The 16,303-nt window shown below is 64.7% G+C and carries 14 protein-coding genes; all 14 read left to right on the plus strand.

The annotated features are described in order from the left end of the window. Positions 1–90 precede the first annotated feature (90 nt). Positions 91–2,352 carry a FimV/HubP family polar landmark protein gene (locus FV139_RS07385; RefSeq protein WP_148067616.1) on the plus strand — a complete coding sequence of 754 codons (2,262 nt, stop codon included), beginning with the start codon at positions 91–93 and terminating at the stop codon, positions 2,350–2,352. Then, complete coding sequence (gene truA, locus FV139_RS07390) at positions 2,345–3,190, plus strand: tRNA pseudouridine(38-40) synthase TruA (RefSeq protein WP_148067618.1); 846 nt, start codon at positions 2,345–2,347, stop codon at positions 3,188–3,190. The genes FV139_RS07385 and truA overlap by 8 nt, the downstream gene beginning before the upstream one ends. Positions 3,191–3,246: 56 nt before the next feature. Next, positions 3,247–3,882, plus strand: a complete 636-nt coding sequence (locus FV139_RS07395) for a phosphoribosylanthranilate isomerase (protein WP_148067620.1) — start codon at positions 3,247–3,249, stop codon at positions 3,880–3,882. A gap of 5 nt (positions 3,883–3,887) precedes the next feature. Further along, complete coding sequence (gene trpB, locus FV139_RS07400; RefSeq protein WP_148067622.1) at positions 3,888–5,108, plus strand: tryptophan synthase subunit beta; 1,221 nt, start codon at positions 3,888–3,890, stop codon at positions 5,106–5,108. 10 nt (positions 5,109–5,118) lie between these two features. Then, complete coding sequence (gene trpA / locus FV139_RS07405; protein ID WP_148067624.1) at positions 5,119–5,940, plus strand: tryptophan synthase subunit alpha; 822 nt, start codon at positions 5,119–5,121, stop codon at positions 5,938–5,940. A gap of 48 nt (positions 5,941–5,988) precedes the next feature. Further along, complete coding sequence (gene accD / locus FV139_RS07410) at positions 5,989–6,930, plus strand: acetyl-CoA carboxylase, carboxyltransferase subunit beta (protein WP_148067626.1); 942 nt, start codon at positions 5,989–5,991, stop codon at positions 6,928–6,930. Next, the gene (locus FV139_RS07415) at positions 6,923–8,251 is read left to right on the plus strand and encodes a bifunctional folylpolyglutamate synthase/dihydrofolate synthase (protein ID WP_148067628.1); all 1,329 of its coding nucleotides are present in this window, start codon (positions 6,923–6,925) and stop codon (positions 8,249–8,251) included. The genes accD and FV139_RS07415 overlap by 8 nt, the downstream gene beginning before the upstream one ends. Continuing rightward, positions 8,248–8,886, plus strand: a complete 639-nt coding sequence (locus tag FV139_RS07420; RefSeq protein ID WP_148067630.1) for an SPOR domain-containing protein — start codon at positions 8,248–8,250, stop codon at positions 8,884–8,886. Before FV139_RS07415 ends, FV139_RS07420 begins: the two co-directional genes overlap by 4 nt. A 118-nt stretch (positions 8,887–9,004) precedes the next feature. After that, positions 9,005–9,526, plus strand: coding sequence for a CvpA family protein (locus FV139_RS07425; protein WP_235898576.1), 522 nt, complete (start codon positions 9,005–9,007; stop codon positions 9,524–9,526). A 42-nt stretch (positions 9,527–9,568) separates the two neighbouring features. Further along, positions 9,569–11,092 (plus strand): amidophosphoribosyltransferase, encoded by a 1,524-nt coding sequence (purF, locus tag FV139_RS07430; protein ID WP_148067634.1) that lies wholly within the window; start codon positions 9,569–9,571, stop codon positions 11,090–11,092. Positions 11,093–11,100: 8 nt separating this feature from the next. After that, on the plus strand, positions 11,101–12,303 hold the full coding sequence (locus FV139_RS07435) for an O-succinylhomoserine sulfhydrylase (protein WP_148067636.1): 1,203 nt from the start codon (positions 11,101–11,103) through the stop codon (positions 12,301–12,303). A gap of 58 nt (positions 12,304–12,361) precedes the next feature. Then, the gene (locus FV139_RS07440) at positions 12,362–13,291 is read left to right on the plus strand and encodes an AAA family ATPase (RefSeq protein WP_148067638.1); all 930 of its coding nucleotides are present in this window, start codon (positions 12,362–12,364) and stop codon (positions 13,289–13,291) included. Then, a complete protein-coding gene (locus FV139_RS07445) occupies positions 13,275–14,279 on the plus strand; it encodes a DUF58 domain-containing protein (protein ID WP_148067640.1) in 1,005 nt (334 codons plus the stop codon). The genes FV139_RS07440 and FV139_RS07445 overlap by 17 nt, the downstream gene beginning before the upstream one ends. Beyond that, positions 14,276–16,276, plus strand: a complete 2,001-nt coding sequence (locus tag FV139_RS07450) for a transglutaminase TgpA family protein (protein ID WP_148067642.1) — start codon at positions 14,276–14,278, stop codon at positions 16,274–16,276. The genes FV139_RS07445 and FV139_RS07450 overlap by 4 nt, the downstream gene beginning before the upstream one ends. The last annotated feature ends 27 nt before the right edge of the window (positions 16,277–16,303 follow it).

The following is a 16,303-nucleotide window of genomic DNA, read 5'->3' on the forward strand; positions in this document are numbered from 1 at the left end:
GCTCCCAAGTTGTAGCAGTTCGCGCCGCAATCGCGGCTTGCATAGGGGAACCGGCTTGGTTAAGCAGGTGCAGAATAATAAGGCTAGGGTATGGCTAGGAAGCGGAAGTTAGCAGCAGTTTTATTCTCCCTGGGTTGTTTACAGGCAGGGTCTGTCTGGGCGCTCGGTCTGGGTGACATCACCCTTCAATCATTTCTCAACGAGCCTCTCAAGGCGAAAGTCGATCTTCTCAACACTGGCGGTCTGCACGAAGACCAGATCAAGGTGAGATTGGCGACCTCGGACGATTTCGATCGAATGGGTGTCGATCGCGCCTATTTTCTGACCGGTATCAAGTTTGAGGTCAAGGTCGGCGCCAACGGTCGCGGCCAGATTATCCTGAGTTCCGAAGATCCGGTGCTCGAGCCTTACCTGGACTTCATCGTCGAGACGCGCTGGCCCTCCGGGCGACTGCTGCGCGAATACACCGTACTGGTCGACCCGCCGGCCTTCGACAACACCACCGATGTGATCTCTGCCAGCGAGCGGGTAGAGGAAGTCGAGGGTATACCCGCTCCGGCAAAAAAAAAGACTGAGCCCGAAGTTACGACCGGTACCCGGGTCGGAGTAGGGCAGAAGTCCGATCTCGCCCCCGGCGAGATGCCGCAGCGCGATTTCAGCTCAGGCACCGCCGCTGCACCGGCGCCCGGTGCGCGCTACATGATTCGCCGTGATGAGAACCTGTGGGCCATCGCCAAGGCGGCGCGGCCTGAGGGCGCCTCGGTGCACCAGACCATGCTGGACATCCAGCGGCTCAATCCCGATGCCTTCATTGATGGCAATATCAACCGGATCAAGGCGGGTTACATTATCTACCTGCCCTCTGCCGAGGACATCAGTTCCGCCGACCTGGAAAAGGCTCTCGCCGAGGTAAAGCAACAGAATGAGGACTGGCGCGCAGGGCGCGCCTCTACCCCGGCTGCATCGTCCTCAGGGCCTTCACTGAAAATCTCCGCCAGCGAACCGGAACCCGGTGACGCTGGTTCTGCGGCGCGCAGTGGCACCGCATCACCCGGAACATCCCCCGGCGCCGATGCCGCAATGGAAAGCCTGGAGCGCTCGGAGCTGGAAAATGCCGAGTTACAGGGCCGTCTCGACGCCATGAGCGATCAGGTCGAGACCCTGGAAAATATTGTATCCGTCAAGGACGAACAGATAGCCGCCCTGCAGAAAGCCCTGCGGGAGGCCAATGTCGACGTCGATGGTGCGGACGGCGGGGTCGCCGGTGATGCTTCCGGCCTCGAAGCCGAGGGTGGCAGTGCTGCCCCTGTGCCGGTAGAAGAAGCGCCCGTGGAGGCCGCGGCCGAGCCGGAACCTGCCCCGGCTGCCAAGCCGGCTCCCAAGCCTGCGCCGCAGCCACCTGCGGATTCCGGCAGCTGGACTGACAACCTCCTGTATCCCGGTATTGCGGTACTGGCCCTGATCGGTGGCCTGCTGCTGTGGCGGCGGCGCAAGTCAGCAGAAGAGGAAGCCGAGGCGGATCGGGATGTGTTCGCCGGGGTGGAGCTCAAGGAGCAGGAGCTCGACGTTGACGATACGCCGGAACCGGCCACCGAAGTGGCGCCGGAACCGGCTCCCGCTGCTCCCGCGACCAACGAGGAGCGAGGGTACGGCCAACGCAAACACGACGAGTACGCATCGGATGTGGATACCGGTGACGCCCTGGCGGAAGCGGATATCTACATCGCCTACGGACGTTACCCCCAGGCGATCGAATTGCTGCGCAACGCGATTGGTGCCGAACCCGGCAACCCGGTGTTCCGCCTGAAGTTGCTGGAGCTCTTTGTGCGTACGGGACGCGAAGGTGACGCCCGTGAACAGCTGGCGGCCCTGCGCGAAATCGGAGACGACGAAGCCATCGCGAGCGCGGAGGCCGCCCTGGCCGCCGCCGATGACCAGACCGAGTTCGGTTCTGCCGCCACAGCTGCGGAGTCCAGCACCCCTACCGTGGGCAATCCCACTGGCGCCGCGCCATCCAGCTTTGAGGCTGCGCCGGAATTCGAGGAGAACGCCGCTACTGACGACGGTTTCAGCGACCTGGAAATCGAGGATGATTTTTCCGACCTCGACGACGATCTCGACCTCAGCAAGGACTTCGAGTCCAGCGACCCGGATGCAGAAGACGACGACGATGACGACGAACTGGTCTTCGCATCCGAGGGCAATCCTGTCGCCACCAAACTCGATCTGGCGCGCGCCTACATCGATATGGGCGACGAGGCCGGTGCGCGGCAGATTCTGGAAGAAGTCCTGCAGGAAGGCTCGACTGATCAACAGCAGGAAGCGCAGGGGCTGATCGACCGGCTTGACTGAGTTTCTTTCCCCCGACCCGCTGCCACCCGGCGCCCGGGTGGCCTGCCGGGTCGAGTACGACGGCAGCCAATACAACGGCTGGCAATCGCAACCCCACCTCGACGTCACCACGGTACAGCAGACCCTGGAAGCGGCCCTGAGCCAGGTCGCCAGCGCCCCGGTGCGCGTGCATTGCGCGGGTCGAACCGACACCGGCGTGCACGGTTACGGCCAGGTGGTCCACTTTGAGAGCCCGGCAGCGCGCAGCCCGAAGTCCTGGGTGCTGGGCGGTAATGCCAACCTGCCATTCGATGTGCGACTGCACTGGGCGGTGCCAGTGGTAGAAGACTTTCACGCCCGCTTTTCCGCGATCTCACGCCGCTATCGTTACATTATCGCCAATACACCGGTGCGCCCCGCACACCTCAACGGCCAGGTGACGTGGCAGCGTCGCCCGCTGGATGAAGGGCTCATGCAGCGGGAGGCCCAGTACCTGCTGGGCGAGCAGGATTTCAGCGCCTTTCGTGCCGCGGCCTGCCAGTCCACCAGCCCCAATCGCAATGTGCACGCGGTGAGTGTGCTGCGGAGGGGGTCGCTGGTGGTGATTGATATCGAGGCCAACGCCTTTTTGCACCACATGGTGCGCAATATTGCCGGCAGCCTGATGGCGGTGGGCAGCGGCCGCGCCGGGGCTGGCTGGATTGCCAGCCTGCTTGCCGGGCGCGACCGCACCCGGGCGGCGGATACCGCCCCGCCCGATGGTCTCTACCTTGTCGATGTCGGTTACTCCGCTCATTTCGGCTTGCCCGTGACCCCGGAGGGGCCCCTGCTGGTGCAGGGGATGGGACTGGCTCTGTAAAGACAGTCCGGCGCCGGGTCTGCTATCATTCTGCCCCCTGATCGAAGGTGCTTTCCGTGTCCCGAACACGAATCAAGATATGCGGTATTACCTCTGCGGAGGACGCGGTACAGGCCTGTGAAGCTGGCGCCGATGCCCTGGGGTTGGTGTTCTACCCACCCAGCCCGCGTGCAGTGAGTATCGCCAGGGCACGCGAAGTCGCGGCCGCGGTACCGCCTTTTGTACAACTTGTGGGCCTGTTCGTGAATGAGCGCGTAGAAACCATCGAGGAGGTCCTGTCGGAAGTGCCCCTGCATACCCTGCAGTTTCACGGCGACGAAGAGCCGGCGTTCTGCCGCCGCTTCCGTCGCCCCTGGCTCAAGGCGCTGAGGATGCGCGAGGGGGCAGACCCGGTTCAGGCTTGCCTCGCGTACAGCGAAGCCTCGGCCATCCTGCTCGACAGCTGGCAGGAGGGTGTGCCGGGAGGAACGGGCAAGACTTTCGACTGGAGCACGGCGCGTGGGGTTTTTTCCAGGCCAGTTGTACTGGCTGGCGGCCTCAATGCAGATAATGTGGGCAAGGGAATAGCCTTGCTCAAACCCGCGGCAGTGGATGTCAGCGGAGGTGTGGAAAGTGCGCCCGGCCGCAAGGACCCGGCCAGGGTTAAAGCCTTTATTGCGGCGGTACACGCCGCGGATGAGCAACAGGTGTAGTAGCGATGACAACAGAGATCGACAAAACCCTTTTTGACACGGTTCCCGATGCCGAGGGCCGATTCGGTGTGTACGGTGGCAAGTTTGTCGCCGAAACCCTGATGTCGGCCCTGGCCGAACTCGAGAGCCTGTACCGCAAGCTCTCGAACGATCCGGAGTTCCAGCGCGAGCTCGACGAGGATCTGGCCCACTATGTCGGCCGGCCGTCACCGCTGTATTTCGCCCGTCGCTGGTCCGAGCAGATTGGCGGGGCGCGTATCTACCTCAAGCGCGAAGACCTCAACCATACCGGTGCCCACAAGGTGAACAACACCATCGGCCAGGCCCTGCTGGCCAAGCACATGGGCAAGCGCCGGGTGATCGCCGAGACCGGCGCCGGACAACACGGGGTGGCCACTGCCACCATCGCTGCGCGCCTGGGACTCGAGTGCCAGGTGTTCATGGGTGAGGAGGACGTACGCCGCCAGGCGCTCAACGTCTATCGCATGAAATTGCTGGGCGCCGAAGTCATACCCGTCACTTCGGGTTCGAAGACCCTCAAGGACGCGATGAACGAAGCCATGCGCGACTGGGTGACCAACGTCGACGACACCTTCTACATCATCGGTACCGTGGCCGGCCCGCATCCCTACCCGGAAATCGTGCGGGACTTCCAGTGCGTGATCGGCCGCGAGGCGCGGGCCCAGTCGCTGGAGCAGACCGGGCGCCTGCCGGATGCGCTGGTGGCCTGCGTCGGCGGTGGTTCCAACGCCATCGGCCTGTTCCACCCCTTCCTCAAGGATGACGGCGTGGCCATGTACGGGGTCGAGGCGGGAGGTCACGGTGTCGCTACCGGGGAGCATGCGGCGCCGCTGACGGCAGGTACCCCCGGCGTGCTGCACGGCAACCGGACCTACCTGATGCAGGACGAGGACGGCCAGATTCTGCACACCCACTCGGTGTCTGCGGGGCTGGACTACCCCGGTGTCGGTCCCGAGCACAGCTGGTTGAAGGATATCGGCCGCGTCCAGTACGTGGTGGCGGACGACAAGGAGGCACTGGATGCCTTCCACACCCTGACCCGGGTTGAAGGCATCATGCCGGCGCTGGAAAGCAGCCACGCACTCGCCTATGCGGGCAAACTGGCGGCGGGCATGAGCCCCGACCAGCACATCGTGGTCAACCTGTCCGGCCGCGGGGACAAGGACATTCATACCGTTGCCGAAATCGACGGCATTCAGTTTTAAGGGGATAGTGGTGAGTCGTATTGCTGGACGTTTTCAGGAACTGGCCGCCCAGGGCCGCAAGGCGCTGATCCCCTACGTGGTGGCCGGTGACCCGGGGGTCGCCGTGACCGTACCGCTGATGCATGCGCTGGTGGAGGCGGGGGCCGACATTATCGAACTGGGGGTGCCGTTTTCGGATCCCATGTCGGAAGGTCCCACCATCCAGCTCGCTCACGAGCGGGCGTTGGCCAACAAGGTGCGCCTGCGGGATGCCCTGGACATGGTGCGGGCATTTCGCGAGCAGGACAGCACCACCCCCGTGCTGTTGATGGGCTATGCCAACCCTGTCGAGCGGATGGGGTACGCCGCCTTCGCCGACGCCGCCACGGCCGCTGGCGTAGACGCTCTGCTGACCGTTGATATCCCCCCGGAGGAGGTGGCGGGTGTCAACGCCGAGCTGCACCGGGTGGGGATGGACAACATCTTCCTTATTGCACCCACCACTCCGGATGCGCGCATTGCAACGATCACCGGGCAGGCCAGCGGTTTTATCTATTACGTGGCGCTGAAGGGCGTTACCGGCGCTGGACACCTCGATACCGCTGATGTGGCGGCCCATCTGGCCCGTATCCGGGAAACCACGGATCTGCCCCTGGCGGTGGGTTTCGGCATCAAGGACGCGGCTTCGGCGCGCGCGGTGGCGGAGGTGGCCGAAGGCGTTGTCGTGGGCAGTGCTCTGGTCCAGCGTCTGGCTGAATCAGCCGCGGCGGGTGCCAGCAATGAGCAGACGATTGCCCACGCAGTGGAATTACTGAGTGAAATACGTCGCGGAATTGACGGCGCTTCTTTCTAGTTACCAGCCCTGACGTTTATAATTGCCGGCAATAAAGCGGGAGAAGCCATGAGCTGGATAGACAAGATTCTGCCTTCCGGGGTGCGTAAGGAAGAGGGGAGCCGTCGCGCCAATGTGCCGGAGGGGTTGTGGACCAAGTGCGTGAAATGCGAGGCGGTCCTGTACCGGCCGGACCTGGAGCGCAACGGCGACGTCTGCCCCAAGTGCGACCATCACATGCGGATCGGCGCCCGCCGTCGCCTCGACATCTTCCTCGACCAGGAAGGGCGAGAGGAAATCCTCAGTAATGTGGAGCCCGTGGACCGGCTCAAGTTCAAGGACAAGAAACGCTATCGCGATCGCCTCACCGCGGCGCAGAAGTCCACCGGCGAGAAGGATGCCCTGATCGCCATGCGGGGCACGCTGCAGGGTATGCCGCTGGTGACGGTGGCTTTCGAATTCGCCTTCCACGGTGGCTCCATGGGTTACGCGGTGGGCGAGAAGTTCACCCGGGCGGCCCAGATCGCACTGGAGGAGGGCATACCGCTGGTCTGTTTCTCCGCATCCGGTGGTGCCCGCATGCAGGAAGCGCTTATCTCGCTGATGCAGATGGCCAAGACTTCCGCGGTGATCGAGCGCATGAAACTGGCTGGCGTGCCCTATGTCTCGGTCATGACCGACCCGATCTACGGCGGCGTCTCCGCTTCGCTGGCCCTGCTGGGTGACATTAACGTCGCCGAGCCTGATGCCCGCGCCGGGTTTGCCGGTCCCAACATCATCGAGCAGACCATCCGCCAGAAACTGCCGAAAGGGTTCCAGCGCAGTGAATTCCTGCTGGAACACGGCGCCATCGACATGATCGTGCATCGCAATGACATGCGCGACACGCTCGGTCGCCTGCTGGCCAAGTTCACTGCCCGCGAATTGGCGGACAGCGCACCCGTCGAACCGGAAGAGGTGGTCGAAGCGGTACTCGAAGAAGACCTGGAGTCCGCCCCGGACAATGACTGACACCAGCCTCTCAGCCTGGCTGGGCCGGCTGGAGGCACTGCATCCCCGGGAAATCGACCTGGGCCTGGAGCGGGTCGGTGCCGTCGCCAAACGGCTCGGCCTGCTGCCGGTGGAAGTGCCGGTGGTGACCATTGCCGGTACCAATGGCAAGGGCTCGACGGCTGCGGCGCTCGAGGCCCTGTTGCTTGCGGCGGGGCGCAGTCCGGGCGTGTATACCTCCCCGCACCTCCTGCGTTACAACGAACGCATTCGCGTGGCTGGCAACGAGGCTGAAGACGCGGTGATCGTGCGCGCCTTCGAGGCAATCGACCAGGCGCGCGAGTCCATCTCCCTGAGCTATTTCGAATTTGCCACCCTCGCGGCGCTGTGGGTGTTTCGCGACGCCGGGGCAGACGTCCTGGTGCTGGAAGTCGGTCTCGGCGGCCGCCTCGATGCGGTGAACATTGTCGATGCCGATGTGGCGGTCATCACCGCTATCGGACTCGACCACCAGGACTGGCTGGGTGACGACCTCGATACCATCGCGCGCGAGAAAGCCGGCATCCTGAGAGCCGGACGTCCGGCGGTGATCAGTGACAGCGCGCCGCCGGCCGGTCTTGCTGCCGCCGTGGCAGAGAGCGGGGCGACAGGCCTGTTCCTGGGTCGGGACTTTTTTTGTGACCGCTCTGGCAGTTTCTGCGACCTTTCAGACAGTGTCTCCGACCTTCCGGCGGGCTCCTGGCAGGCGCGTTTGCTGGGCGCGGACGGTCAGCACTACCGGCTGCCACCCCTGGAGGAAGGGGCCCTGCTCCCGGCCAATCTCTGCGGGGCTTTGCAGGCCTTGCAGCTACTGGGCCTGGATCCAGCGGCATTGGACGTTCCGGCCGTGTTGTCCGGGGTGCACCCCGTCGGGCGTCGCCAGCAGCGTAAGATAGCCGGACGGGACTACCTGCTGGATGTGGCTCACAACCCCCAGTCGATTCATAAATTAATTGAATATATCGATGCAAGTGATTGTAATGGAAAGACTATTGCAATTTTTTCTGCCATGAAAGACAAGGACTTGCCGGGGATGTTGCGCCCCCTGCACGGTTGTTTCGACGCCTGGTTCCTGGCGGACCAACCCGATAACCCTCGCGCTGCCACAGCCTCCGGGGTGGCAGACTTGCTGCGGGCGCAAGGCGAGTTCATGATCAGTGTCAGCAAGAATCTGCGTCAGGCGCTGCGCCGGGCCCAGAGCGTAACGGAAGCCGGCGACCGGCTGGTGATTTTCGGGTCGTTTTTTACCGTGGCAGCTGTGCTGCCGCTTTTGGACAGGGATGAGGACAGGGGCAGGGCGTGAATAACGTGCTCAAGCAGCGCCTGGTGGGCGCGTTGATCCTGGTGGCACTGGGCGTTGTGTTCTGGCCCATCATCTTCGTCGAACCGGAGTCGGCCCGGCAGGCGCCTGTGGTGCGGATGCCGCCGCCGCCCGCCATCGATACCACGCCCCTGGCCTCGCCCGACAAGGTCGGCCTGAGAGGTTCACCGCCGCTGGATGCCGATGACGGCCTGGCGGAGCCCAATCTGCCCGCCGCCCCCGACGCCAATGCCGTGTCGGTGCTGGTAGCCGACGCGGAACCCGAGGCCCCCGAGGCGGAGCCCGCCCCGGCGATTACTCCCCCCGACGACAAGGCGATTGCAGCGCGCGCCCGGGAGGAGCGTCCGGCCCAGCCGGAGATCGATGACCAGGGCATCCCTGTGGCGTGGACACTGCAAGTGATCAGCGTCAGCCGCAAGGAGGGGGCCGACCAGACCCTGCAGCGGCTCCAGGCGATGGGCCACAAAGCCTATGTCAAAGTCGCCGAGGTCGAGGGGCGCAAGGTGTTCCGGGTCTATGTGGGCCCGAAATTCGAACGCGCCCGCCTCGACGACATCAAGGCCGATGTCGATCGCCAGTTCGGCGTCAAATCCATGGTCAGGCGCTACTACCCTTGAGCCGGCGATCGCGCCATTGTTACCTTCACCGGGTCCCGGAAGCGGAATTGTCCCGGTGTTTTGGCGGCGGGTGCTCTGGTAGAATGCGCCCGCAACGGGACGGGTGGAACCCTTGGAATTGACGCAACTGACCTGGGTCGACTGGGCCATTCTGAGTATCGTCGGGTTGTCCACGCTGGTCAGCCTGTGGCGCGGCTTCACGCGCGAGGCCCTGTCGCTGCTGGGCTGGGTGGTGGCCTTTGTCGTCGCCAACCTGTTTGCCAGTGAGCTGGCTACCAGCCTCACCGGCTACATCAGCAATATCACCGCTCGCTACATTGCCGCCTGGCTGTTGCTGTTCATTGCCGTGCTGGTGGTGTTCGGCATTGTCAGCATGGTCATGTCGCAGCTGGTCAAGGCGACCGGACTCGGCGCCACCGACCGCCTGCTGGGTACGATATTCGGTTTTACCCGTGGGGTGGTGATTGTCATGGTGCTGGTGTTCCTGATCCGCGAGCTGCTGCCGCCCAGGGATCAGGTCTGGCTCCACCAGGCCCATTTGATGCCCCAGGTGGACGCCCTGATGGACTGGGCCCGGGGCACCCTGTCACGCTTTGATACCGACAGTCTCTCGGCGCTCACGCCGGGTCAGTCGGTGTAGGTTGGAACCCGCGGCGTACGCGCCGCAATGAGGAAGTGAAACATGTGTGGTCTGGTTGGACTGGTCGGGCACGGCAACGTCGCCCCGGATATCTACGACGCCCTGACGGTTCTGCAGCACCGCGGGCAGGACGCAGCGGGTATCATGACCTGCAGCGCCGGGCGCTTTCACCAGCGCAAGCGTGAAGGCCTGGTGCGGGACGTGTTCCAGCAGCACCACATGCAGCGCCTGCAGGGCCCGATCGGTATCGGTCATGTCCGCTACCCCACCGCCGGTAGCTCCGGCACTGCGCTGGCGCAGCCGTTTTATGTGAATTCCCCCTACGGTATTGCCCTGGCCCACAACGGCAATCTGACCAACGCCGAGCAACTGGCAAAGGAACTGTTCCAGGACGACCTGCGACACCTCAATACCGATTCGGACTCCGAGGTCCTGCTGAACGTGTTCGCCCACGAGATGCAGACCCTGGGCAAACTGAGCCCCAGCCCCGATGACATTTTCAAGGCCGTGGAGGCCGTCCACCGGCGTTGCCGCGGCGGCTATGCCGCAGTGGCCATGCTGGTCGATTACGGTGTGGTCGGTTTCCGCGACCCCAACGGCATCCGCCCCCTGGTGGTGGGTAAACGCGAGAGCGCCAATGGCGAGGAGTACATGGTGGCCTCCGAGAGTGTCGCCCTCGACGTGCTCGGCTACCAGTTGATCGACGACGTCGCCCCGGGTGAGGCCGTCTTTATCGATAGCGAGGGCCGTCTGCACCGGCGCCAGTGCGCCGCGGAGCACGAACTCAAACCCTGCATTTTCGAACATGTCTACTTCGCCCGTCCCGACTCCCTGATGGACGGTATCTCGGTGTACAAGACCCGGATGCGCCAGGGCGAGGCACTGGCGCGCAAGATCCTGCGCGAGCGTCCCGACCACGATATCGACGTGGTGATCCCGATCCCGGATACCAGTCGCATTGCCGCCCAGTCCATGGCCCACGAACTGGGGCTCAAGTTCCGCGAAGGCTTCATGAAGAACCGGTATATCGGCCGCACCTTCATCATGCCCGGGCAGAGCCAGCGCAAGAAATCGGTGCGTCAGAAACTCAACCCGGTACCGCTGGAATTCGAGGGCAAGAACGTGATGCTGGTGGATGATTCCATCGTGCGCGGCACCACCTGTCGGCAGATTATCCAGATGGCCCGGGACGCCGGTGCGAAAAATGTGTATTTCGCTTCCGCCGCACCACCGGTGCGCTATCCCAACGTCTATGGCATCGATATGCCATCCGCCACCGAACTGATTGCCCACGACCGCAGTGTCGAGGAAGTCGGGGAGCTGATTGGCGCCGACTGGCTGGTATTCCAGGACCTCGAGGACCTGGTGGAATGCTCCCGTGAGGGCAACGAGGCCGTGGACGGTTTCGACTGTTCCGTGTTTAACGGGCAGTATATAACCGGTGATGTCGACCAGAACTACCTGAACCGGATCGAATCGCTGCGTAACGACGAGGCCCAGAGTGCCAGCCGTGCCCGCCTGCAGGAAGAGGGGGCGGTCGTCGGCCTGCACAACGACGCCAGCTGAGAACAGAGATGACAGACCAGCACGACAACGACCCCCTCGCGGGGGCCCATATTGAGACCCTGGCGGTACGCTCGGGTATCTCCCGCTCCCCGGAGGGCGAACACAGCGAGCCGATCTACACCACCTCGAGCTACGTGTTTGACTCCGCCGCCGAGGCCGCTGCGCGGTTTGCCGGCGAGCAACCGGGCAATGTCTATTCCCGCTACACCAATCCCAGTGTGCGCGGCTTTGAAGAGCGCATGGCCGCCCTCGAAGGTGGTGAGGCCGCGGTAGGTTGCGCCTCCGGCATGGCGGCGATCCTGGCCACCGCCATGTCTCTGCTGAGCGCGGGCGATCACGTGATCTGCTCGCGTGATGTGTTTGGCACTACCACCAACCTGTTCAGCAAGTACCTGGGGCGGTTCGGCGTGGAGGTGGACTTTGTGCCGCTGCTGGATAACGCCGCCTGGCAGGCGGCGGTGAAACCCAATACCGCGATGCTGTTCCTGGAGACCCCCTCGAACCCGCTCAACGAGGTGGCCGACATCGCCTGGTTTGCCCAGCTGGCCAAAGACAGCGGCGCGCTGCTGGTGGTGGACAACACCTTCTGTACCCCGGCACTGCAGCAGCCGCTGGCCCTGGGTGCGGATATCGTGCTGCATTCGGGTACCAAGTTTCTCGATGGCCAGGGCCGCACCATGGGTGGGGTCGTGGTCGGCAACAAGGCGCACATGACCGAGGTCATGACCTTCCTCCGCACCTGTGGCCCCAGCCTCAGCCCGTTCAATGCCTGGGTGCTGTTCAAGGGCCTGGAAACCCTGGGCCTGCGCATGGCCGCCCACTGCCGTTCGGCGCTGGAGCTGGCGCGCTGGCTGCAACAGCAACCCGCGGTGGAAAAGGTGTACTACGCGGGGCTGGAAGACCATCCCGGCCACGCCCTGGCAGCGAGACAGCAGAGTGCCTTTGGCGGCGTGCTGGCCTTCGAGGTTGGCGGTGGCCGCGAGGGCGCCTGGCGCTGTATTGACGCTACCCGTGTGCTGTCGCTCACGGCAAACCTGGGGGATGCCAAATCCACCATCGTGCACCCGGCCACCACCACCCACGGGCGCCTGACGCCGGAACAGCGGGCGGACGCGGGCATCCGCGACGGCCTGATCCGTGTCGCAGTAGGCCTCGAACACGTCGACGACCTCAAGGCCGACCTGCAGCGGGGACTCGATGCCCTTGCCTGAAGATCGGGCCTGAACATCGGGCCTGAACGCCACTGACCGCCCCACAACAGGAGACAGGATGCAGATCCAGGGATTGATCGACACGGCCGTGGCGGAAGTAGGGCAGGTCCTGTTGGGCAAGGAGGCGCAGATTCGCCTTGCCCTGTGCTGCCTGTTTGCCCGTGGCCACCTGTTGATCGAAGACCTGCCCGGCATGGGCAAGACCACCCTGTCCCATGCGCTGGCCGACGTGCTGGGCCTGTCCTACAAGCGGGTCCAGTTCACCTCGGACCTGTTGCCGGCGGATATCCTGGGCGTATCCATCTACAACCGCAGCGACGCCACGTTTACCTTCCACCCGGGCCCCATCTTCACCCAGCTGCTGCTGGCGGACGAGATCAATCGCACCACGCCGCGCACCCAGAGCGCGCTGCTGGAGGCGATGGCGGAGGGCCAGGTGACGGTGGAGGGGGAAACCCGGACACTGCCCGATCCTTTCTTTGTCATCGCCACCCAGAACCCGATTCACCAGTCCGGCACCTACCCCTTGCCCGAATCGCAGCTCGATCGCTTCCTCATGCGCCTCGACCTCGGGTATCCGCACCCCAAGGCCGAGCGCGAGATGTTCGAGCGCCAGGGCCTGCCCGGCACGGAAACCCGCCGCCTCGAGCAACGCATCCGTGAGGATCAACTGGCCCAGATCCGCGAGGCGGTCGCCGGCGTGCACGCCTCCGACAGCCTGCTCGACTACCTGCAGCGGCTGGTGGCCTATACCCGTGAGGCGCCGGAGTTTGCGGTGGGGCTGTCGCCTCGCGGCGCGTTGGCCCTGCTGGACTGTGCCCGCACCTGGGCGGTCATGCACAACCGGGGGCACGTGGTCCCGGAGGACCTGCAGATGGTACTGCCCGCAGTGGTGGCTCACCGCCTGGTGCCCAGTGGTGACTTCGCCGGGGATGGCATGGCCCTGGTGATGCAGATGCAGCGCAGGGTGGATGTCATACGCTCCTGAGCAGGCGGCACCGGCCGCGGCAATTTCCTGGCGCGCGCGCCTGCAGCGGCGGTTCCGGGAGTGGGTGAATCGGCGTATTCCGCCGGCCCGCAGCGTCACCCTCGACCAGAAGCGTATCTTTATCTTTCCCTCGCGGGTCGGTTTCTTTTTCCTGCTCTGCCTGACCGTGATGCTGCTCACGGCCATCAACTACGAGAACAACATGAGCTATGGCCTCACCTTCCTGCTCACCACGTTGTTTATCATTGCCATCCTCCACACCTACGCCAACCTGTCCGGGCTGTCGATTCACGCGGTTCAGGCCCGGCCGGCCTTTCCGGGGCAGCAGACGGAGTTTGACCTGCGCCTGGAACGGGGCGGTTCGCGGCCGCGGTTCGACCTGCGCCTGGGGTGGCCCGATAGCACAGAGCAGCGGGTCAGCCTGGTGGAGTCCGGCAGCGATACCCTGCGGTTCTACTGCCCGGTGGGCGAGCGCGGCTGGTACCACCCCGGCCGCCTGCTGATTGAATCCACCTATCCTCTGGGGCTGCTGCGCTGCTGGACCTGGGTGGACCTGGACCTGCGCGCCGTGGTCTACCCCCGGCCGCTGGCCTCGCCGGACCTGCCGGGTCATGCGGCGGCAGATGCCGGCGGCAGTGCAATCCCGGTTGCCGGTTCCGATGATTTCGACGGATTTCGCGATTACCGTACCGGCGACTCCCTGCGCCACGTGCACTGGAAGGGGCTGGCCCGGGGCCACAGCCTGCAGAGTAAACTCTACGCAGCCTACGCCGAGAGCGACTGCTGGCTGGACTGGGACGCCTTCGCCGGCCTGCCGGTGGAACAGCGTCTGTCGCACCTGTGCTACTGGGCGCTGGAGTTCGAGCGCCGCCAGGAGGACTACGGATTGCGGTTGCCAGGGGTGCGTATCGAGCCCGGGCGGGGTGATGCCCACCGCGAGCAGGTGCTCAGTGCGCTGGCCCTGTACGGCCTGGGGGGCGGGGCGTGAAGGAAATCGAGCAGGTCCCCCGCAGTGCACTGATCTGGATCCTGCTGGGGATGGCCGCGCTGCTGGCGCCCCACGCCGGGCGCCTGCCGGTGTGGGTGCTGGCGGTCTACGGCGCCTGCGCATTCTGGCGCCTGCAGATTTTTCGCGGGCGCTGGCGCTATCCCGGCCGGCTGGTGAAGTTCGGCCTGATCGGGCTGGCCTGTACCGGGATCTGGTTCAGCTACGGCAGTCTGCTGGGCCTGGAGCCGACTGTCGCCCTGCTGCTGACCGCCTACGCCATGAAACTGCTGGAGCTGGCCCGGCGACAGGATGCCTACGTGCTGTTGTTCCTCGGGTATTTCATTTGTATCACCGAGTTCCTGTTCACCCAGGATCTGCTGATCGTGCTGTATTCGCTGATCACTGTGTGGCTGGTGACGACCGCCCTGGTCGCGCTGCACCAGGGCCAGCAACGTTTCGGCACCACCAGCCTGCGCCAGGCCGGGGTGATGCTGGCCCAGGCCTTTCCCCTGATGCTGGTGCTGTTTTTCCTGTTTCCCCGCATCGGCCCCCTGTGGACGGTACCGGTCAAAAGTCACGCGGCGCGTACCGGGGTGTCGGATTTCATGCGTCCCGGGGATATCTCCAACCTCAGCAAATCCGACGAGGTGGCCTTCCGGGTGAGCTTCGAGGGCGATATCCCGGCCCGGTCCAGCCTCTACTGGCGCGGCCTGGTGATGAGTCGGCTGCAGGAGGGTGCCTGGTCCTCCCTCGGCTACTACGAAGTGCCGCCCGCCGAGCGCCGTGCCCCCGAGGTCGCCACTGCGGGAGACGCCATCGACTACAGTGTCCTGATGATGCCCACCCAGCAGCGCTGGTTGTACAGCCTGCGCTATGCCGAGTCTTCCCAGGGCGGCGTCATGGAGGCGCCGGATTTCCGCCTGTTCCGGCCGGTGGAGATCGAGGAGCAGTACCGTTACGAAGTCCGCTCCTGGCCGGCGACCACCCTGCAGCCAGCGCTGAGTGAGTGGCGCCGCGAAACCGAACTGCGCCTCCCCGAAGGGGACAATCCCCGTACTGTAGCGCTGGCCAGGTCGTTGCGCGAAGCGGCGGCCAGCGACGAGGCCTTCGTGGACACGGTACTCGCCCGCTTTACCAACGAGCCCTATGTGTACACCCTGCAGCCACCGCTGTTGGGAGAGAACCCCACCGACGGCTTCCTGTTCGATACCCGGCGTGGATTTTGCGAGCACTACGCCGCCGCTTTCGTCACCCTGATGCGCGCCGGCGGCGTGCCCGCCAGGGTCGTCGCGGGTTACCAGGGAGGGGAGGTGAATCCGGTCAATCGCACGGTGATCGTGCACCAGTTCGATGCCCACGCCTGGGCCGAGGTGTGGCTGGAGGGAGAGGGCTGGCGGCGGGTGGACCCGACCGCGGCGGTGTCTCCCCTGCGGGTCGAGCAGGGGCTGGAACAGGCGCTGGCCGGAGAGGGCAGCTTCCTCGCCGACTCCCCGCTGTCACCGCTGCGCTACCGGGGGATCAACTGGATCAACAGCATGCGCCTGCAGTACGACGCCCTGACCTATCGCTGGCAGTCCTGGGTGGTCGGTTTCAACAGTGAAAACCAGTTCAGTATCCTGCAGGAGTACCTGGGCGAGCTGAACGGACGCAAGTTCGTCACCATTCTGCTGGGCAGCTGGGTGTTGGTGTTAGTCCCGGTTGGCTTCTGGTTGCTGCGGCGACGCAGTCCGGCGGCGCTGGATGCCATCAGCCGTGAGTACCTGGCTTTCTGCCAGCGGCTGGCGCGTCTGGGGGTCGAGCGGGCGCCGGGAGAACCCCCCGGCGCCTTCGCCGAGCGCGCTGTGGTGGCGCTACCCCAGTCTGCCAGCGCAGTGCGAGAAGTAACCGCCCTGTACGAGCGCGCCCGCTACGCCGGGGGCGACAGCACACCGGCGGATACCCTGCGTTCCATGCGCAGGGCGGCCCGCGGGGTGGGCCGCCAGAACCGCCTCGGGTGAGTTGAGCGATTCAACCGCGAGCGAAGC

Source organism: Parahaliea maris (assembly GCF_008064665.1).
GTDB lineage: Bacteria > Pseudomonadota > Gammaproteobacteria > Pseudomonadales > Halieaceae > Parahaliea > Parahaliea maris.